21 protein-coding genes and 1 pseudogene are annotated in these 18503 nt (G+C 66.8%); 8 read left to right on the forward strand and 14 right to left on the reverse strand.

Annotation, left to right across the window (positions count from 1 at the left end; translation table 11 throughout):
* Position 1: 1 nt before the first annotated feature.
* Positions 2-619, forward strand: coding sequence for an MBL fold metallo-hydrolase (locus HGG74_RS17800; protein WP_168488548.1), 618 nt, complete (start codon positions 2-4; stop codon positions 617-619).
* An 80-nt stretch (positions 620-699) separates the two neighbouring features.
* Here HGG74_RS17800 and HGG74_RS17805 read toward each other — a convergent pair whose 3' ends face one another.
* Positions 700-1131 (reverse strand): DUF4262 domain-containing protein, encoded by a 432-nt coding sequence (locus HGG74_RS17805; RefSeq protein WP_168488550.1) that lies wholly within the window; start codon positions 1129-1131, stop codon positions 700-702.
* Between the two features lie 219 nt (positions 1132-1350).
* Between HGG74_RS17805 and HGG74_RS17810 the strand changes: the two genes are divergently transcribed.
* Positions 1351-1656 (forward strand): hypothetical protein, encoded by a 306-nt coding sequence (locus tag HGG74_RS17810; RefSeq protein WP_168488551.1) that lies wholly within the window; start codon positions 1351-1353, stop codon positions 1654-1656.
* Between the two features lie 94 nt (positions 1657-1750).
* Here HGG74_RS17810 and HGG74_RS17815 read toward each other — a convergent pair whose 3' ends face one another.
* Genes HGG74_RS17815 through HGG74_RS22185 form a run of 3 tightly spaced genes read right to left on the reverse strand, consistent with a single transcriptional unit; the run spans position 1751 to position 7191 of the window.
* A complete protein-coding gene (locus HGG74_RS17815) occupies positions 1751-4024 on the reverse strand; it encodes an ATP-binding cassette domain-containing protein (RefSeq protein ID WP_205762129.1) in 2274 nt (757 codons plus the stop codon).
* A gap of 11 nt (positions 4025-4035) precedes the next feature.
* Positions 4036-5667, reverse strand: a complete 1632-nt coding sequence (locus HGG74_RS17820) for a serine/threonine-protein kinase (RefSeq protein WP_312856891.1) — start codon at positions 5665-5667, stop codon at positions 4036-4038.
* Between the two features lie 3 nt (positions 5668-5670).
* On the reverse strand, positions 5671-7191 hold the full coding sequence (locus HGG74_RS22185; protein WP_205762131.1) for a trypsin-like peptidase domain-containing protein: 1521 nt from the start codon (positions 7189-7191) through the stop codon (positions 5671-5673).
* A gap of 895 nt (positions 7192-8086) precedes the next feature.
* On the opposite strand from HGG74_RS22185, the gene HGG74_RS17830 reads away from it, so the two are divergent.
* The 3 genes from HGG74_RS17830 to HGG74_RS17840 all read left to right on the forward strand — a co-directional run bounded on the left by HGG74_RS17830 (position 8087) and on the right by HGG74_RS17840 (position 9405).
* Complete coding sequence (locus tag HGG74_RS17830; protein ID WP_168488553.1) at positions 8087-8263, forward strand: hypothetical protein; 177 nt, start codon at positions 8087-8089, stop codon at positions 8261-8263.
* 186 nt (positions 8264-8449) lie between these two features.
* Positions 8450-8737, forward strand: coding sequence for a hypothetical protein (locus tag HGG74_RS17835; protein ID WP_168488555.1), 288 nt, complete (start codon positions 8450-8452; stop codon positions 8735-8737).
* Between the two features lie 578 nt (positions 8738-9315).
* On the forward strand, positions 9316-9405 hold the full coding sequence (locus HGG74_RS17840) for a DUF4113 domain-containing protein (RefSeq protein WP_168488556.1): 90 nt from the start codon (positions 9316-9318) through the stop codon (positions 9403-9405).
* On the opposite strand, the gene HGG74_RS17845 is transcribed toward HGG74_RS17840, so the two are convergent.
* From HGG74_RS17845 to HGG74_RS22270, 5 genes and pseudogenes are all read right to left on the reverse strand, one after another.
* Positions 9402-9842, reverse strand: coding sequence for an ester cyclase (locus HGG74_RS17845; RefSeq protein ID WP_168488558.1), 441 nt, complete (start codon positions 9840-9842; stop codon positions 9402-9404). The genes HGG74_RS17840 and HGG74_RS17845 overlap by 4 nt on opposite strands.
* A 505-nt stretch (positions 9843-10347) precedes the next feature.
* The gene (locus HGG74_RS17850) at positions 10348-10908 is read right to left on the reverse strand and encodes a uracil-DNA glycosylase family protein (protein WP_168488559.1); all 561 of its coding nucleotides are present in this window, start codon (positions 10906-10908) and stop codon (positions 10348-10350) included.
* Between the two features lie 267 nt (positions 10909-11175).
* Positions 11176-11940 carry a lipoate--protein ligase family protein gene (locus HGG74_RS17855; RefSeq protein WP_168488650.1) on the reverse strand — a complete coding sequence of 255 codons (765 nt, stop codon included), beginning with the start codon at positions 11938-11940 and terminating at the stop codon, positions 11176-11178.
* Between the two features lie 10 nt (positions 11941-11950).
* Positions 11951-12181: a DUF427 domain-containing protein gene (locus tag HGG74_RS17860; RefSeq protein ID WP_376766158.1), complete on the reverse strand. Its 231-nt coding sequence runs from the start codon at positions 12179-12181 to the stop codon at positions 11951-11953.
* A pseudogene (locus HGG74_RS22270) lies at positions 12126-12251 on the reverse strand (DUF427 domain-containing protein); the annotation flags it as partial. The gene HGG74_RS17860 and the pseudogene HGG74_RS22270, both read right to left, overlap by 56 nt.
* A gap of 175 nt (positions 12252-12426) precedes the next feature.
* Here HGG74_RS22270 and HGG74_RS17865 point away from each other — a divergent pair.
* Entirely contained in the window at positions 12427-12774 is a 348-nt protein-coding gene (locus HGG74_RS17865) for a DUF6176 family protein (protein ID WP_168488561.1), read from the forward strand.
* Between the two features lie 8 nt (positions 12775-12782).
* Here the strand turns inward: HGG74_RS17865 and HGG74_RS17870 are convergent, their stop codons facing one another.
* Positions 12783-13175: a MerR family transcriptional regulator gene (locus tag HGG74_RS17870; protein ID WP_168488562.1), complete on the reverse strand. Its 393-nt coding sequence runs from the start codon at positions 13173-13175 to the stop codon at positions 12783-12785.
* 185 nt (positions 13176-13360) lie between these two features.
* Between HGG74_RS17870 and HGG74_RS17875 the strand changes: the two genes are divergently transcribed.
* Positions 13361-14884, forward strand: a complete 1524-nt coding sequence (locus tag HGG74_RS17875) for a SulP family inorganic anion transporter (protein ID WP_168488564.1) — start codon at positions 13361-13363, stop codon at positions 14882-14884.
* Between the two features lie 121 nt (positions 14885-15005).
* Positions 15006-15215 (forward strand): hypothetical protein, encoded by a 210-nt coding sequence (locus HGG74_RS17880; RefSeq protein ID WP_168488566.1) that lies wholly within the window; start codon positions 15006-15008, stop codon positions 15213-15215.
* 8 nt (positions 15216-15223) lie between these two features.
* On the opposite strand, the gene HGG74_RS17885 is transcribed toward HGG74_RS17880, so the two are convergent.
* The 4 genes from HGG74_RS17885 to HGG74_RS17900 form a co-directional block, all read right to left on the reverse strand.
* The gene (locus HGG74_RS17885; protein ID WP_376766157.1) at positions 15224-15760 is read right to left on the reverse strand and encodes a TetR/AcrR family transcriptional regulator; all 537 of its coding nucleotides are present in this window, start codon (positions 15758-15760) and stop codon (positions 15224-15226) included.
* A gap of 114 nt (positions 15761-15874) precedes the next feature.
* The gene (locus tag HGG74_RS17890; protein ID WP_168488569.1) at positions 15875-16534 is read right to left on the reverse strand and encodes a GntR family transcriptional regulator; all 660 of its coding nucleotides are present in this window, start codon (positions 16532-16534) and stop codon (positions 15875-15877) included.
* 107 nt (positions 16535-16641) lie between these two features.
* Complete coding sequence (locus HGG74_RS17895; protein WP_168488652.1) at positions 16642-17592, reverse strand: transketolase family protein; 951 nt, start codon at positions 17590-17592, stop codon at positions 16642-16644.
* 47 nt (positions 17593-17639) lie between these two features.
* Positions 17640-18485, reverse strand: coding sequence for a transketolase (locus HGG74_RS17900; protein ID WP_168488654.1), 846 nt, complete (start codon positions 18483-18485; stop codon positions 17640-17642).
* Positions 18486-18503: the final 18 nt, after the last annotated feature.

Below are 18503 nucleotides of genomic sequence, written 5' to 3' on the forward strand. Positions count from 1 at the left end.
TATCGAAAAGATCGTCACCTCCGGCACGTTCTCCCTCGACGGGGGCACCTGGGATGTGGACAACAACGTCTGGATCGTCGGCGACGAGTCCGAGGTCTTCGTCATCGATCCGGCCCATGATCCGGCCGCGATCGCCGACAAGGTGGGCGGGCGCAAGGTCAAGGCCATCCTGCTCACCCACGGGCACGATGACCACATCCGCTACGCGGGCCAGTTCCGCGAGCTGACCGGCGCGCCGGTGTACCTGAACCCGGCCGACAGGATGCTCTGGGACGCGGTCTTCCCGGACCAGGCACCGGACGCCGAGATCGCCGACGGGGACACCTTCGAAGTCGGCGGCACCGTGCTGCAGGCGCTGCACACCCCGGGCCACTCCCCCGGCTCCACGGTGTTCTACGCCCCGGCGCTGAGCACCGTGTTTTCCGGAGACACGCTGTTCAACGGCGGCCCCGGCGCGACCGGACGCTCCTACAGCGACTTCGGCACCATCATCGAATCCATTAAGACCCGCCTGCTGACCCTGCCGGAGGACACCACGGTGAACACCGGCCACGGCGACTCAACCACCATTGGCGCCGAGGCTCCGCACCTGGACGAATGGATCGCCCGCGGCCACTGACCGCAGCCGGCCGGCTCTCCCGAAAACGCCCTTCCCCGCCCGGGGAAGGGCGTTTTCCGTCCGGCCGCCGGTTGGCCTGCCTATGGCTCCGGCCCCGGCGGGGCGCCGTACAACGGCTGGGCCCGCGCGTCCGAGACCTGCTGCTCCCACGGCAGCAGGCCGTCGTCGTCCACCCAGACGGCCTGCAGCGCCCGCAGCCGATGCCGGTAGATACGCGCCGCCAATGCCAGCACGGGGGCGGGATCCGCCAGCGGCGCCAGGTAGACCTCCCGGGTGTGCAGCGGCAGCTCCATGCCGGCCGTGAGCACATGCCCGCGGCCAAGCACTATGCCAACCAGTTCGTGCAGGATCCCGGCCGTTTGCTGCGTGTCCCGGCCGGTCACCAGCAGTTCCGGATGCCGGCGTTCGGTCAGCCCGGCGGTGTAGCCGAAGCCGGGGCCGAACAAGCCGCCCTCGACCATGGTCAGCTGCCAGCCGTACCTAGCGATGGTCAGCTTGGTCTTTTCGACCATCTGCCTCCGGGACAGTCCGCCACACATATCGCACGATGCCTCCTGCAGAGCACTGGGGAAGATGTGCGTTCAGCGTGGCCGTTGCTGCCAACGGAGGATACCGCGGGTGAGCCGAGTGTGGATTATGTGGGGCCTGCTGCAGCGAATGCGGGAAAGTCTGTACCGGAAACGTTTAATGCGCAGCTCATAGTTGCATCACTAGCGTTAGGAGTAGGTCGGATGAAAACCACCAAGAAAGCTGTCGCAGGAGCTGTACTCGCCGGACCCCTCATGTTCGCTGCCGGTGCCGCACCGGCCAATGCACAAGTCGTCCAGGACGGTCTCGTCAATGTGAATGTCGGGGACGTGACGATCCTCCAAGACGTCAGGATTGCCGTGGCAGCCAATGTCGTCGCGCAGATTTGTGGCCTCAATGTCGGCCCGGTCATCCTTCTCGCTCAGGAGGTTGACGCTACCGGAACACAGGACACCGTCTGCAAAGTGGATAACCACGTTCCTATCATCATTAGGCAGAACGAGGAGTAGCAAACAAAGAGCAAGACGCCGAGAAGATGCCCCGGGGTGATGGTGCCCCGGGGCATCTTCTACGCTGCGGTAGGGCGGAGAGGACGTCCTAACTTCACCGCCACGGCTGCCGGGTCACGGAGCGGTGCAGCGCCCAGGCCGCGAGCGCGAGGAACACCAGGGCCTGGACACCGAGTAGCCCGAGGTCCACGAGCCACTGCTCGGCGGTCGGCTCGAAGAGCGGGTCGACTTCCGGCGCGGGAGGTTCCTGAAGTCCCACGGTGACCGCTGTTGCGGCATAGCCGAAGCGCGCGGGAAGCAGCCATGACGCCTGCTCGAGACCGGTGCGTCCCGCGATCTCGAAAAGCCCGCCGCACAGGATGAGCTGGGCCATTACCAAGGCGACGAGCGCGGGCATGGTCTGCTCCGTCGACGTCGCCGCGGCCGAAATCACGAGCGCGGCGACAGTCATCGTGACTCCGACCGCCGCCACCGCCACCGCGACCTCCACGCGTCCGTTGCCCAGTACCCGGGCCTCGTCCGGCCCCGGAAGGCCAAGGAGCGCGAGCATGGTGAACAGTACGCACTGGCAGGCAACCAGCACGCCGAGCACCACGACCTTACTCAGCAGGTACGCCCCCGGGGAAAGGCCGACGGCCCGTTCCCGCCGGTAGATCGGCCGTTCCACGACCAGTTCACGCACGGAGAGGGCCGTGCCCATGAGCGCGGCGCCGACCACGAGGACGACCAGCCGCTGCTGGACCTGGTGGAGATCGCCTTGGGCTTCCCGCAGTGACAACCCCGCCCTTCCGGGAAAGGCATGTGCCATCAGCGCGAGCAACATGGGCATGCCGACGAGGAGAACAACGAAAAGCCGGTCCGCGGCGACGACGGCGACGTTACGCTGGATCAACGTCCACAGCTGGCGTACCGGGGCCGCACGCGGCGGCGGGGGTGCATCGGCCGCCGGGACCGGCACCTCGGCGGATGCTGTCCGTCCCACGTAGGCGTCCCGGGCGGGCGAACGAGCATACCGGCCCACCCATGTCTGGTCCTCGAGCGCGGCAAACGCTGCCGGGTAATTGTCCACCCCAAAGAAGGGGAGCACGTCCGCGGGCGGTCCGAAGAACGCCACCCGTCCGCCGCGGGCCAGGACGAGCACGCGGTCGCACTCGTCCAGGGCAAGGACACTATGGGTGACTACCAACACGACGCGGCCGGCGTCTGCGAGCGAGCGCAGGCTGCCCATGACCTGCTTGTCCAGTCCGGGGTCGAGCCCGGAGGTCGGCTCGTCCAGGAACAGCAACTGGGGTGCGGTGAGCAGTTCCAACGCGATCGAGGTCCGCTTGCGCTGCCCGCCGGAGAGCGAGTCGATCCGCTGGTCGATCTGCTTCGTCAGGTCGACCTCGGCGAGGACCTGGTTCACTCGCTCGTCCCGCTCGGCGGCGCTTGTGTCCGGTGGCAGGCGCAGCCGGGCGGCAAATTGGAGCGCTCGCCGGACGGTGAGCTGGCGGTGGAGGATGTCTTCCTGCGGCACGAGTCCCACCAAGAACCGAAGCTGGGCGTACTCGGCGTAGAGGTCCCGCCCGTTCCAGGTGACGTGCCCGCGGGTGGCTGGGCGCAGGCCGGTGAGGGCCCCCAGGAGCGTCGACTTCCCCGCGCCGGACGGCCCAATGACTCCTACCAGCGTGCCGGCCGGAACGGTAATCGACACGTCATCCATCAGGTGTGCGCCGGTTTTGGTGGTGACCTCCAGGTGCCGGGCACTGAACACGGGACGCTGAGGCGCTCGCATGGCCAGGTGGGCGCCGTCCCAGGTCAGGGTAGTCGACCCAATCCCGATGAGGTCACCAGGGCGGAGAGGCGCGTCGCCGTGGACGCGATCGCCATTGAGAAAGGTGCCGTTGAAGCTGCCGGCATCGCGCAGGACGGCGTGTTGTTCGCCGATCTCGGCGGTGGCATGGTGACGGGAGGCGAGCGGGTCGTTCACGACGACGTCGCACGACCGCGAGCGCCCAATGGTGAGTACACGCTGTGTCGCGGGCTGCCGGGGTGGTTCGGTGCTGAGGAGCAGCTCGGGTCCGTCCAGGCCGCCAAGACGGAGGCGGAGGCTGCCGGAGAGTAGTGGCACTGGCACAGGCCCGTCGATCGCCTGGTCCGTCCCTACGACCCAGGTGCCGTTGCGGCTGGCCTGGTCGGCGACCCACCACGCGCCGTCGCGGTGCCAGAGGCGGACATGCTCGCGGCTGACACGCTCGTCGTCGAGGCGAATGTCCGCGCGCGGATCCCGACCCACCCAGATCGTCCGTGCAGGCGGAAAGGTCCAGCCGCGCCCGTCCACGTGCACGTACAGCATCGTTTCGTCCGGGGACGGCAGGTGTTCGGGCATGGGAGTACCTCTCACTCCGTCCGGCGCAGGGATCCGGCGACCTCGCTGAAGACCTCGGTGCGCTCCTCGAACAGTGACGAGGGGGCGAAGAACACCAGGAGCTGAACCGGCTCGGTCTCCACGACGAGGGCACGGACCTGCAGCGTGACAGCGGACGAGAGAGGCATCGTGCCTTCCATGGCCTGGCCCTCGACCTCCCCGACGGTGGTCGCACCGCGATCCACCAGGTGCGCGTCCCGGCCGGGCAAAAGGGCCTCGGCGGTGCCGACCCGGGCGGCCGGAGACTGACCGCTCAGCCCGGCAGGACGGTGGTAGATGGTGAGCCCGACGACGCGGTCCGGGTCGTCGGTGGCGGTCCGGGCCGCGGCTGCCGGAGCATCCGGCTCGTCGGCGAAGAGCGCGGTGAGGTCAGCGCCGGACAGCACACTGACGGTGCTGTCACCGGCCTCGCGGGTGCGGGGGGTCCAACTCTCCGGGACTTCGAGCGTGTACGGGACGCCGTCGGCGCGGAAGGTCACACGCTCGTCCCCGGAGAGCACCCGCGGGAGCAGCAGGCCAGCGGCGAGGAGCAGGACGAGCGCGGCGCCCAATGCCGCCAGCAACCCGACGCGTGCTGGCCCCTGGGTGCCCCGCATGCGCAGGGACCCGCCGCTCCGGCCATTCTTGGGGGCGGGCCCGGGTGGTCCTGCTTTGGTGAGGGCGTCGTCATCGCCCTCCTGGCCCGATACGGCCCCGGTAGGCCGGGTGCCGGCAGTCGCATCCTCTGGAGGCCAGGCCAGCCCATCACCAGTGGGCGCGCCGCCGGACATCATGGCGACCAGCGCGCCGCAGGAGGCAGGCCGGTCCTCCCGTTGCTTCGCCATGCCAGCCAGGATGGCGAGCCCGACAGTAGCAGGGACCTCCGGCCGTTCCTCGGCGAGGCGTGGCGGCTCCTCGGTCATGTGGGCCCAGAGCTGGGCGGAGTCGTCGTCGTAGTCGAACGGCGGGTGACCGGCGAGCAACGTGTACGCGACGCACGCCAGCGCGTACACGTCGGCCCGACCGTCGACGTCCTCGCCGCGGATCTGCTCGGGCGCGACATAGTCCAGAGTGCCGAGGAAGTGACCCGCTGTCGTGACGCCGGTCGCAGATGTGGCTCGCTTGGTGAGGCCGAAATCGGTGAGGTAGACGTGCCGGTGGCCATCCGCCCGGTCGTCGGAAAGCAGAATATTGCCTGGTTTGACGTCGCGATGGACAAGCCCGGCCGCGTGCGCGGCGTCGAGCGCGGCGGCAGTGTCCGAGAGGATGCGAAGCACTTCGGCCAGCGGGAGCCGGCCGCGTGAGTCGAGCTCGGCCTTGAGGTCAGTACCGCGCACGTAGCGCATGACGATGTACAGCTGCCCGGACCACTCACCGGCGCCGTAGACGGGCAGAATGTTGGGGTGGTCCACGGAGGCTGCGAGCCGGGACTCCCGGACGAACCGTAGTCGGAACTTCTCGTTGGCCGAGAGTTCAGGGGCGAGGAGCTTGAGGGCGACGGGGCGGCCGAGCTGGACGTCGAGCGCCCGGTAGACGACGCCCATGCCGCCGCGGGCGATCAGTGACTGGATCCGGTAGCCTGCGATCTCGGTCCCGGGATTGAGGTAGCTCCCCAGTTGCGCCACGGCTCAGCCGACCCGATGACCGCAGCCAACACAGAACCGTGCTCCCGGCAGAACCTGCCGGCCGCACTGTGAGCAAAACGCCACGGCTTGTCTGTTGGAGTCGTGGGGTGCCAGTGGAACCGCTGTGCGGGTGTCGTCCTCGGCCGCCGGGCCTGGATTCGGGTTCAGGTTCGTGTCCGGAACCGGCGGGGCCGGTTCGGCAGCTGGCCTGCCGGGTGCGGGGGGACGCTGCGGGGCGGGGCTTTGGTACTCGGAGGCTTCGGTCCGGCTGGAACCAGTCCGCCCGCGGCCTGCCTGCTCCCGGTCAACCCATGCCGCCGTCGTCGTCGACGCGGCCCGCGTGGACAGCTCGTCGGCCTTGGAACGGTTCGCCGGGGCCGTCGACGCGCGAGCTGGAGACGGGCGGCTCGCGCCCGTGGTAGTAGCGCCGCCACCCGCTTGAGCGGTCACGGACCGGTTACGCCGGCGCAGAGCGATGGCCCCGATGACGCCCGCCAGGAGCAGGAGCCCAATGAGGATCGGCAGGAGCGCGGGCGGCAACGAGCCCCCCGTGTCCGTTTCCGCCTCGTCCGCCGGCCCGCCGTCGGATTGTCCGTCCCTCATCGTGCGAGCCTCCTCGAGGTGGCTCGCCGCCAAGGCGGAGTCGTAGTACGTCAAGGACTCCTCGAGCGCGCTTTCCGCCGAACCGCCCCGGTTTCCGGACGCGAGGTGGTCGACGCCCCGGCGGAACACGGCGTCGAACTTCGACGGCGTCGCCGCCACGCCCGCCTCCGCCATGGCCGCCTGGATGGCCGCGGAGGGCACAAGCGTGGCCTGGCCTTCCCGTTGGCGCGGCCCGGCAAGGCCGAGGACCTGGCCTGTCGCCCGGTCGAGCACAGGTCCGCCGGAGACACCGGCATCCAGCGGCGCTGCAAGATTCTTTGGGGAACTGATCCGGCCGGCCGCCGCGTCCACTTTCACCGGAATCTCGACCGGGCCAACCTCGGGCGTCGGCCGCTTCGTGAAGCCGAGCAGGACGCTGTCCGCGCCGGGCGCTGTGTCCGTCGCGGACAGCGATGCTGTAGGTGTGGCACCGCCGCCACTAATACGTAGTAGCGCGACGTCGTGGGGCTTGGACGGGGTGTTGAGCAACTCGGCCATGACGCCGCCGGGCTCGGAGGTGTAGGTGCGCACATGGTACTGCGGGACGCGGAAATGGACGCAGTGCGTCACCTGGTCGTAGCAGTGGTTCAAGTGCGGGGCCCAATAGCGGTCGGGGGTAGACCCCCGCCGGGCAGGGTTGCCGCCGTTGCGGACCGGCACACGAATCACCTTGGCGAACAGCTCGTTCGCCGCATAAACGGCCACCGCGTCCTTGTCGACGGCGAGGTTTTCCCAGGTGGTGGCCACGATCCCGTCCGCGGAGACCAGAACGCCGGTGGCGGACCCGAGGGGCACGGTGGACCGGCCGCGATCGATCTCCACCTCTCCGGAGGTGTGGTCAATGTGCGCAATCTCGGCGACTGCCCGAAGCTCGATCCGCACCAGCGCAGCTTTGGCACCCTCCATGCCGCTGTGCAGCCTGCCCGACGGGGACGGAACGGGGGTACTTGCCGCCGTCAGCGCTACCGCGGCGACGATGCCGAGGAGGATTAGGAGGAAGGAAGCACACGTGGGCGCGTCGCCTAAGCGTCCACCCGACGATTTCAAGGATTCTCTATTGACAAGCACAGTCCGCACTGCTGCCCCGTCGTAAGTGGTCCCCTGATCCCTTATGGCGAGGCTAGCAGGTCGCATCCGCGGCGGGAAGACATCGACTCGATCTCAGGGTCCGAAGAGACAAATCATGGCGGTTCCTGAAGCTCCCGCGGTCGTTTACGCCGCCTCCATTTCCTGGCCGCTGCGGCGGAACGCGGCGAAGAGTACACCTACATTTACCTGCTGATGGGTTCCTGGCGGGGCCCATGGTCGAACCATTGCCGGACGAGTTCTGCGAGAATGGGGACCTTGTGCGGGAGGTTGCCGACCGCTCCCGGTTTTGCTGCATCAGCTGGCTGCACCAGAATGGCCGATCGAGTTCGGCCCGGCCGAAACGGGAGATCTGTGCCTGGGAGTGCGTTAAGCCAGATGCGCGGCCAGTCGGTGCGCCAGTGTGAGTCCGGTGAGCACGGGATTAACGGAACCGACAGCGGGAAAATCGCCTGGTCGCAGACATAGGCGTTGCTGATGCGGGGAAACCGGCCGAAGCTGTCCGTTACGGACGTGGACGCAGGGCATCAACTCCACCTTGGCGGAGGCCTGTTACGCCGACGTTAGTGCCCGAGGTGGCCACAGCCACGGCAGACAAGTGTCGCTGGTGCCAGGCACCAAGGTCCAGGATTGCACCATCGTTCACGGGTACAGCACTTGGGGGTCCAGGTCAGGGACACGAACAGAAGGCGTGTACCGGATCGACACGGGCCACTACCTGAAGAACGGCGCCATCCTCATCAACGTGTCCTGGCCCTACCTGCGCGAGGACACCGTGCTGACCGGTGCACCCCAGTTTCGGGCCTTGGTAATAATCCCAGCATCTCCTACTCAATTCATGCGCGGCAGCAAGTGGGCCTCCCGGTGATGTAGTGATGGCAATATTGTCGAGTCCTGGTATTGCACGTAGGCGCTGCTGGGTTCCTACTGGTGGGAGGAGCCCGAACCACCCGGCAGAGCTTGCCGCGAGGCCGTCACGTATTCCATCCCGGTAGTAGCTCCTGTAATAAGGCAGCGGCAGGCAGGTTCCAGCTAGCAGACCATTGGAGGCAAGATGTTCGCTCGAGTCAGCACTTACCGAGGCAGCCAGGACACTGCCGGCGGGCCCACCCAGGATCTCGTCCGGCGGGTACTGGAGATCCCGGGGTGCCGGGGATTCTACTTTATGAACGGGAAAGGGAACGGCAAATCCCTGTCCATTGCGCTGTACGACACAGAGGAAAACCTGACCGCAAGCAGGGAGACGGCGAACAGACTCCGCTCCGAGGCCAGCAACTCTCTGGCGCTGGAGATCCTCGAAGTCGAAGAGTACGAAGTCGTCGCCGGAGAGCTCAACGATTGAGCGTATGCATTTAGCCGGGCGGGCGCGGCATGGCATGGCCTGCATGCGGCCCCGGACATGGAAAAGCGGCGGGGAGGATTTCCTCTCCGCCGCTTCCGTTATGTTGAAGGACGCAGCCATCGGGACTCGAACCCGCCCGGTCGAAACCGGTGATGACCCTGCACACCGTCAGCTAAGCACTTCCCACCCGTCGGCTGGTTCCGGGAAGTCGCTCTCTCCGGGCTTCTTTGTCCACTGCCGGGAATCGAACCCCGGCCCCGAAGGGTCCCATTCGGGGACCATGCGGACGGGTGCCAGCCCGTCTCCCTGTCCGTCCTCCGGGGCGCGCTTTCCCGGCCACCAAGCCCTCTTCAGCAATCAGGCCAAGCTGGCCGCCCGCGGCCCCGGACACTGCCCAGGTTCGGTTGCCGGTCTCCAGCCCGGGCCAAGACCACCCCGGCCGTCACCGCGCCAATCCTCAGAAATGCCATCGTCGCCTCGCCGGACATGCCGGGCCAGCCCCATCAGGTCCAGGGGCCGAAAGGGAAGCGACCTGAAGACCGTAAACGCGACCCTGCCGGCCGCACCCCGGGGTCGCCGTGAAGTCGGACTGGACCATGGCTCGCCGGCACCAGTCCCCGCGTTACACCACCGAATGGGACGAACTGCTGGTGGTCAGGGCTGGCTAGATAGTCTTGGGGTCCGGTTCCGGGAACAGGCCAAGCTGCTCCAGGAATTCCATCTGGTCCCAGTAGAAGTGGTGGGACGTGATCACACCGCCTTCGACGCGGGCCACGTCGCAGGTCCTGAGCCGGATCTGCCGGCCCGTCGGCGGCACGATCTCACCGGTGGGCAACTGCAGCTCGCCTGTATTAGTCCCGGTGAAGTAACCCTCGTCGATCGCGACATTGCCGGCCTCATGCATGTCCATTGGCTCGTAGGCCGCGTCCGGGAATGCCTGCCCCATCTGCGACAGGTAACTGCTGATCGCCTCGCGCCCCTTGATCTCGCTCTGGTCCGGTGCACTTGCTACGGCGTCCTCGGCATAGCACGCCGCCAGCGCGGCTGTGTCGTTCGACGTCATGGCCGCAGTCATACGGTCCATTACCTCGCGTGCCTCTCCCATGGTGGCCTCCCTTCGTCAGGCGGCCTTTGCTGAAGTGCGGTCGGGCCGCTCCCTGGCACGGCCCCTGCTTGGGCCGGCGCCGCTTCAAGTAGACGCCCAGGCCCTGTGCCTGTCAACGAAACTTCCAGCCGGCCTCCTCTCACCGGCCGTTCCGGACGGGAGGCATCGTTGGCCTTCGGCACCGGCGCGGACAGCCGCCCGCTGCCGGCCTCCGCCGGCAGCGACGGTAAAGTGCGGCTCTGGGACCCGGACATTGGCACTGCTCTCATAACCTTGCAGCGACGGAGGCCGGTGAACATCATCGCCCTGCACGGAACCATCCGGGCAGTAGGTCATCATGAAGGGATTGCCGTTATCGAGGTCCCCTATGCCACGTACGCGCCCCAGCGCTACCGCGCACACGGCTGCCCCTGCCAACGTCCGCGCCACGGCGACCGGCGTGCTGAACCCTTCGTCCCCGGCCCTGGGCACAGGCGCAGCCTACAGGGCTGGTTCATTTCCTGGATCACAGTTGCCGCAGTAATTGCTCGAACTCATCCATCACCTGGGCCGTCTTTTCGCGGCTCTCCGTAGGCCCGGTCATGCGGAAGACAAGACCGCCCCAAGACGTACGGGTGGACTGCAAACCAGGCGGTCCCTCCTGATTAAGGAGGGGCTTCACTGGTGCCTTGAACACGCAGACGATCAGGGGTACTTTCTGCGCCTTCAAGGCCGCAAGAACCGCTTCCCGTCCATAGCTCTGCTCCCGGGGGCGCACGGCATCGCCCCTGCACGCGGGGCGTTTCACAAGGTCTGTAAAGCCGACCCCGGACGCCAGTGCTGGTTCCTCGAAGAATCGGTTCCCCGAAGGCGTATCGAATAGCCCCGCCTTTGCCAGGCGGTTTAGCTGCATCCGCCCGTAGCCGCCTTGGTAATAGTGGCCAAGCTCAACGCTTAACGGAGCAGGGTTTAGCCCGACGATCATCGCCCGAGGGCTCTCAGGCCACAGGTCCCTGAGCGTCAGCGTGGGGGTGCCCATCCAGTCAGCCCACGCCTGGTAGCCGATCAGGCCGGAAGCATCATCCATCGTCAGAACTCCTTGAACCCAGAGGTCGCGATAGCAACAGCGGGAGGACGACCTGCAATTCGTGCGCGAAATCTATCACGCCGCCAGGCCGCGCATCACCATGTAACTGATGCCGCCGGCCTCAGTTGGAGACATCAAGCTGCAGTCATTACCGCCAGCCCGGAGTTGAGCACTATACGCAATCGAGGCTGGCGGCCCGAACGTTAGCAGAAGTCCGCCGAAGGCAGCCCCGGCGTCGTCATCCCGGACGCTCGCGGCCAGAGCCGCTTAGGCCGCAGGCACCTGCCCCAGCAGGTCGTCCATGGGCACCTCCTGCAGCTGCGCGTAGCCCGCGTAAGCCTCGCGGACGGCCGCCTCCACAGCGTCGACGTCCAGCGCCGGCAGCAAGTCGTCCGCCGCACCGGCCGTGGCCGGATTCCAGTCCAGCCCCAGCGCGGCATAACTGTCGGTCAGGACCTGGCGCAGCGGCGCCGAGTCCTGCACCACGATGACGGAGGAGAACAGCCAGGCTCCGGAGACCACCCGCTGGGCCGTGCCGACGAGCTTGATCCTGTGCTCCGGGTCGGCCGGGTGGATGCCGTGGACGCTGAATTCCCCCGGGCAGTACTCCCCCGGGATCTCCCCCACCTGGGCCAGCAGCCCGGTGTGCCGCAGCGCCCCGGCCAGCAGCTCCCCGAACAGGGCGAACCGGGACTTGGCCCCCATGACCGCGTCGGCGTGCGGCTCCACATGGTCCAGCACCAGACAGCCTTCATGGTAGGCAGCCGCCCGGCCGCCGGCCTTGCGTACCAGCGGCTCGAACCCCAGTTCGCGGCAGCGCTGCGCAGCTTGGGCAAACCCGGGCAGCTTCGCGTCCCGCTGGCCGAACGCCACCGTGGGCGCGGGCCGGTACAGCCGCATGACCGGCTGCAGCCGGCCCTGCCTGGCCGCCGCGAGCATATCCAGCCCGTAGCCCAGGTCCGCGGCCGGTCCGAAGGAGACCGGCTGCCGGATCCAGGTCAGCTGCCCGTTTGTGCCGCTGGAGTCCTGCAGGTCCTGTGCCTTAGAGCTCAACGGTCACCCCGTGCCAGAACGCCATCCGGCCGCGGATGTTTTCGGCGGCAGGCGAGGGCTCCGTGTAGTACCAGACGGCATCCGGGTTGCGTGCGCCGCCGACCTCCAGAGTGTAGTAGGACCAGAGTGTAGTAGGACGCGATGCCCTTCCAGCCGCACACGGTCCGGTGGTTGCTGGGCACCAGGTATTGCTCCTGCACGGCGCTGCGCGGGAAGTAATGGTTGCCCTCCACCACCACCGTGTCGTCGGATTCTGCGATGACGGCGCCGTTCCAGACCGCCCTGACCATGCTGCTCCCTCCGGAAAATGCCTGTTTCCCCCTTGTATCTTAGGCGTCCGCAGGTGCCCGTCCGACGGCGGCCCGTTGCCTTGACGGGCTGCGGCACCGGGAGGAGCCTTGTGGGCACGGCATCCTCCGGCGGACCGGGGGCATGCCGCAGGAACCAGCGGGAAAGGGCAATGGCATGGAAAGCATCACGTGGTTCGCGCCGATACTTCCGGGCAAAGTCGAGGCCTGGAAGGAGTTCGTCGAAGAACTCAAGGGTCCCCGCAAAGAGGAGTATGAGGCGTCGTTCCAGCGCAACGGCATGAACCGCGAGGTCGCCAGCCTGATGCAGACTCCGCAGGGAGACTTCACCTGCTTCTTCCAGGAGGCCGAGAGCATAGCCAAGGTGGCCGAAAACTTCGCAACGTCCCAGGAGCCCTACGACGTCTGGTTCCGGGAGAAGGTCAACGAACTGCACGGCATCACCCCCGAGATGCTCCAGGGATCACTGCCGGCGACCGTGTATCTGGACCACCGGCGGGCCTGAGCCGGCCGTCAGGTGGCGGCGAGGTTTTGGATGAATTCGTCGGCGCGCTTGAGGTTCAGCGCGAGTTTGTCCCGCTTTTCCCGGGCGCGGCGGAGGTAGTCCTTGAGCAGCTCCCGTGCCTGCGGGTGGTCGCCGGCTGCGGCCAGGGTGTCGACGACGTCGAGCAGTTCGGCCATTTCCTCGAGGGTGAAGCCCAGCGGCTTCATGGACCGGATCACCAGCAGACGTTCGAGGTCCGCGGCCGTGTAGATGCGGAAGCCGCCTTCGGTGCGCGCAGCGGCCGGCAGCAGGCCCACCTCGTCGTAGTGCCTGATGGTCCGCAGCGAGAGCCCGGTTAATTCGGCCAGTTCACCAATATGCATGGTCCGGGCCTGAACAGCAGTTCCTTCGGGTTCACTCATGGTTGAATCTCTCTTCCTACACCGGATTGCAACTCTACCCTTACGTTAGGTTAGAGTGGTAATCGTTCGGCATGCCCCGGTTGATCGTTCCTGGGGCATTCTGCCTTGCCTGCGCGATGTAGCGCCCCCGGATTTTATGCAACCGAAGGCCGGTGTGCCTTCATGACCTGTGAACGGAGCCCCGTTTGGCTACCAAGACTGCCGGCGTGACGTTGGAAATAACCCCGGAAGAGCGGCAGTCGGTGCTGCGCACCCTGAAGTCCCCGCGGCTGCTCAAGACCGAGGTCCTGGCCGGGCTGGTCGTGGCCCTGGCCCTGATCCCCGAGGCCATCGCCTTCTCCATCATCGCCGGCGTGGACCCCCGGCTCGGGCTGTTCGCCTCCTTCACCATGGCCGTCTCGATCGCCTTCCTGGGCGGGCGGCCCGCCATGATCTCCGCGGCCACGGGAGCCGTTGCCCTGGTCATCGCCCCGCTGGTCAGAAGCCATGGGGTGGACTACCTCATTGCCGCCGTCATCCTGGCCGGCGTCTTCCAGGTCCTCCTGGCCCTGCTCGGCGTGGCGAAGCTGATGCGGTTCATCCCCCGCCAGGTGATGGTGGGCTTCGTCAATGCTTTGGCGATCCTGATCTTCATGGCCCAGGTCCCCGAACTGCTCGGCGTACCCTGGCTGGTCTATCCCCTGACCGCCCTAGCCCTGGCCATCGTCTTCGGCCTGCCCAAGGTGACCAACGCCGTCCCGGCACCATTGGTGGCCATCGTGGTACTGACCCTGATCACCGTCCTGGCTTCCATCGCCGTTCCCACGGTCGGGGACAAGGGCGAATTGCCGAACAACCTGCCCTCGCTGTTCTTCCCTGCCGTGCCGCTCACCCTCGACACCCTCGGGGTGATCTTCCCCTACGCGCTGGCGATGGCCTTCGTCGGCCTGCTGGAGTCGTTGATGACCGCCAAGCTCGTCGACGACGTCACCGACACCCGGTCCAACAAGACCCGGGAGTCGTGGGGCCAGGGTGCGGCGAACATCATCACCGGCTTCTTTGGCGGCATGGGTGGCTGCGCCATGATCGGCCAGACCATGATCAATGTGAAGGCCTCCGGGGCACGCACCCGGATCTCCACCTTCCTGGCCGGCGTCTTCCTGCTCATCCTCGTCGTGGTCCTGGGCGATCTCGTGGCGGTCATCCCCATGGCAGCCCTGGTGGCCGTGATGATCTTCGTCTCCGTGGCCACCTTCGACTGGCACAGCATCAAGCCCTCCACCCTGGCCATGATGCCCAAGAGCGAAACCACGGTCATGCTCGCCACCGTGATTGTCACCGTGGCCACCCACAACCTGGCCATCGGCGTCGGGGTGGGAGTGCTGACCGCCATGGTGCTCTTCGCCCGCCGGGTGGCGCACTTCGTGACCGTGGACCGCACCGTCAGGGAACTGAACGGCGAACAGGTGGCCACCTATGTGGTGGACGGCGAGCTGTTCTTCGCCTCCTCGAACGACCTCTACACCCAGTTCGAGTACGCGCACGATCCGGACAAGGTCATCATCGACATGCACGCCTCCCACCTCTGGGACGCCTCCACCATCGCGGCGCTGGATGCGATCACCGAAAAGTACCACGCCCACGGCAAGCAGGTGCAGATCATCGGCCTGAACTCCGCCAGCATCAAGATGCGCGAACGCATGGCCGGAAAACTTGGCGCCGGCCACTGAGACGCCGCATCCGGCTGGCCATGAACATCATCGGCGAACAGCAGTAAAATTGGCGATAAGGCAGACGGGAAAGTTGTCCCGGTTGAAACCATTGTCGCCAATTAATGCGAGGCTCGACCGCATGGTTATCACACGTCAACGTCAGGAAATCACTGCCGCCAGCAATGAGGAAGCGGACCAGCTGCTCAACGCGGTGGTCGAAGATCTGCAGCAGCTGGCCAGGCGGGAAGGGCGCTACGGCATCCTGGTCACCAAAACCGGCCCCGGCCGGTTCACGGTCGAACTCAGCGAGGACGTCCCGTTCGGCGTCACCGAAGAAACCACCGGCTGATCAGCTGCCTATGCTCCCGGCTGGTGGTCGGCAATCAGCCAGGCGGCCATCCGGCGGGCGCGGCGGGCCGCCTGCAGGTCCCCCTCGGCAGCTGAGATGATGCAGCCCTTCATCAGGATGTGCCACGAACGGGAGAAGGTTTCAGGGTCCCTCAGGCCGGCTTCGCCGGCAAGAATCCTCACCTGCTGGCGGATTTTGCCCAGGTACTCGATGCTGGCCTGTCCCAGCGGATGCGACGCGCCCATCTCGAGCAGGACCTTGACGAAGGAACAGGCCTCAAAGTCATCATGCTGGAACCACTCGTCATAGACGTCGAAAATGGCCAGCAACTGCTCTTCCGGCTGCTGCGCCCGGCTCCTGGCTTCCGGTACCACCGAGCCCATCATCCAGAGCTCGTCGCGGCGCTGCAGGAAGGCCAGCGCAAGATCGTCCTTGGACGCGAAATGCCGGTAGAACGTCGCCTTGGCCACGCCGGACTCCCGGATCAGTTCGTCAATGCCGACGTCACGGATTCCGCGGTGGGAAAACAGATCGTACGCAGTCACGAGGATCCGTGTGCGGGGGTCGGGCCGGTCCGGGCTTTCAGCAGGCGGGGTCACGGCAAACAATCCTAACCTCTTCGGCCCGATCCGGCACAACGACCTTGTGCACGGCGCAGCCTACGCCACCAGTACAGTGGCTGCTCCCTCCATGTGCGACATGATGACTTCGTTGGCCAACCCGGCATCGCCGGTGGCAATAGCGTCGACAATCTCGCTGTGCCGCTGCACATCCATGTTCCTTACCGCGCGCTCGACGCCGGCAAACATGATGGACATGCGGATGCTGCCTTCGAGGGACTGCCATGAATGCAGCAGTGTCGCGTTGCCCGTGAGCCGGCACAGGGTCCGGTGGAATTCCAGGTCCGCCTCGATACGCTCCTCCAGCCCTGAGTCCGCGGCCCGCTGCATCTCGTTCACCGCTTCCCGCAGCGCCGCCAAGACCTCGGACCGGTCGGCCAGGGCGCAGAGCTCCCTGGCCGCCAAGGATTCCAACGCCGCCCGCACGGCAAAGATGTTGCGGATTTCCTGGGAGTCCAGATGCCTGACCGAAAGCCTCCCCCGGGCTCCGGCGGAAATCAGGCCTTCCTGCTGCAGCTGCCGCATGGCCTCACGCAGGGTTCCGCGGCTGATCCGCAGGGTCTCGGAAAGCTCGGTTTCCACCAGATGCGTCCCCGGGGGCAGCTCTCCCGTGGTGATGGCCCGGCGCAGGGCGGCAAGCGCCTGCTGGCGGAGGCTGGTTTTTTCCAGTCCCAGCAGTGACATCGATTCTGCGGTCATGGTCATCCTCGGTCGGTGGGTGGAGCGGCTGTTAACAGTTGCTTTGTTAACAGTTGATCTTACGGCCACCCCGGGATGCCGGGAATCCAGGGACACGGACGGACGGCTCACAGTGCGTCGAGCACGGTGCGGATAATCCGCCCCACCGACAGCCCGTAGCGCTCATGCAGGGTGGGCAGGGCGCCGGCTTCCAGGAACTCATCGGGCAGTGCGACGGGAACGATGCGCTTGCCGATCCCGGCCCGTACGGCTGCGCCCGCGACGGTTTCGAACAGGCCGCCGACCACCGTGTGGTTCTCCAGGGTGACCACCAAACGGTCGGTGTCGACCTCGGCCAGGACGGTCCCGGCGTCGAAGGGCTTGATGGTCGGAGTGTGCACCACGGCCACATCCACATTGTGGGCAGCGAGTTCCTTCGCCGCCTGCAGCGCCCGCATGGTCATCAGGCCGCTGGAGACGAAGACCACGTCGTTGCCGCCGCGCAGGACCTTGGCCTTGCCCAGTTCGAAGGTGTAGTCGTACTCGTCCAGGACGGTGGGCACGTTCCCGCGCAGCAGGCGCAGGTAGGTCGGGCCCTCGCTGGCGGCCAGCTGGGGAACGGCCTGCTCGATGTCCACCGAGTCGCAGGGGTCCACGATGGTCAGGTTAGGCATGCCGCGGAAGATGGCCATGTCCTCGGTGGCCTGGTGCGAGGGTCCGTAGCCGGTGGTCAGGCCGGGCAGCCCGCCGACGATGTTCACGTTCAGGTTCGGCTCGGCGATGTCCAGGCAGAGGAAGTCGTAGGCGCGGCGGGCGGCGAACACCGAGTAGGTGGAGGCGAACGGGACCAGCCCGGTCTGGGCCATGCCGGCGGCGGCACCGAAGAGCAACTGTTCGGCCATGCCCATCTGGAAGAAGCGTTCCGGATAGGCCTGGGCGAAGATGTGCATGTCCGTGTACTTGCCCAGGTCCGCGGTCAGGCCCACGATCTTCTCGTTTTCCTGCGCCGCCTTCACCAGGGCGTGGCCGAACGGTGCCGGGGTGGTCTTCTGGCCGGGATCGGCGAAGGAGGCGATCATCGCCGAAGTCTTCAGCTTCGGCTTGGGTGCGGCGGTTGCTGCGGTGCTCACTTGGTGTCTCCTTCGTATCCGGCGGTCAGCTGCTCGCGGCAGATCTGCCATTCGTGTTCCTCGATGCGCATGAAGTGCGCCTTCTCCCGGTCCTCCAGCAGCGGCACCCCGCGGCCAATCCTGGTGTCGCAGAGGATGACCGAGGGCTGGCCCTCCGGCACGGCCTGCGCTGCCGCGGCGTCGAAGGCGGCCAGCAGGGCGGCGACGTCGTTGCCGTCGATGCGCTGGACGAACCAGCCGCAGGCGGCCCACTTGTCCGCGACCGGTTCGGTCCGCAGCACACTGTCGGTCTTGCCGTCGGCCTGCAGGGCGTTGATGTCCACGATCGCGGTCAGGTTGCCCAGCTGGTGATGATGCGCGCCCATCGCGGCTTCCCAAGTGGAGCCTTCGTCCAGCTCGCCGTCGGAAAGGAAGTTGAACACGCGGGCCGGGGATCCCTGGTGGCGCAGCCCAAGGGCGGTGCCGACGGCGATGGTCAGGCCGTGTCCGAGCGAGCCGCCGGAGATTTCCATGCCCGGGGTGTAGGTGGACATGCCCGACATCGGCAGGCGGGAATCGTCCGAGCCGTAGGTCTCCAGTTCGGCCACCGGCACGATGCCGGCCTCTGCGAGTGCGGCGTAGTGCCCGATCGCGTAGTGGCCGGTGGAGAGCAGGAACCGGTCCCGGCCTTCCCACTCCGGATCATCGGCCCGGTAGCGCAGCTGGTCCGCGTAGACCGCGGCGAGGATGTCGGCGGCGTCGAGCGCCTGGCCCACATAGCCCTGTCCCTGCGCCTGGCCCATGTTCAGCACGTGGTGGCGCATCCGGTAGGCCGCGGCTTCGACACGGCTCCGCCGCGACATCGCGGCCCCTGGATTCTG

This window comes from Arthrobacter mobilis, from assembly GCF_012395835.1.
Classification (GTDB): Bacteria; Actinomycetota; Actinomycetes; order Actinomycetales; family Micrococcaceae; genus Crystallibacter; species Crystallibacter mobilis.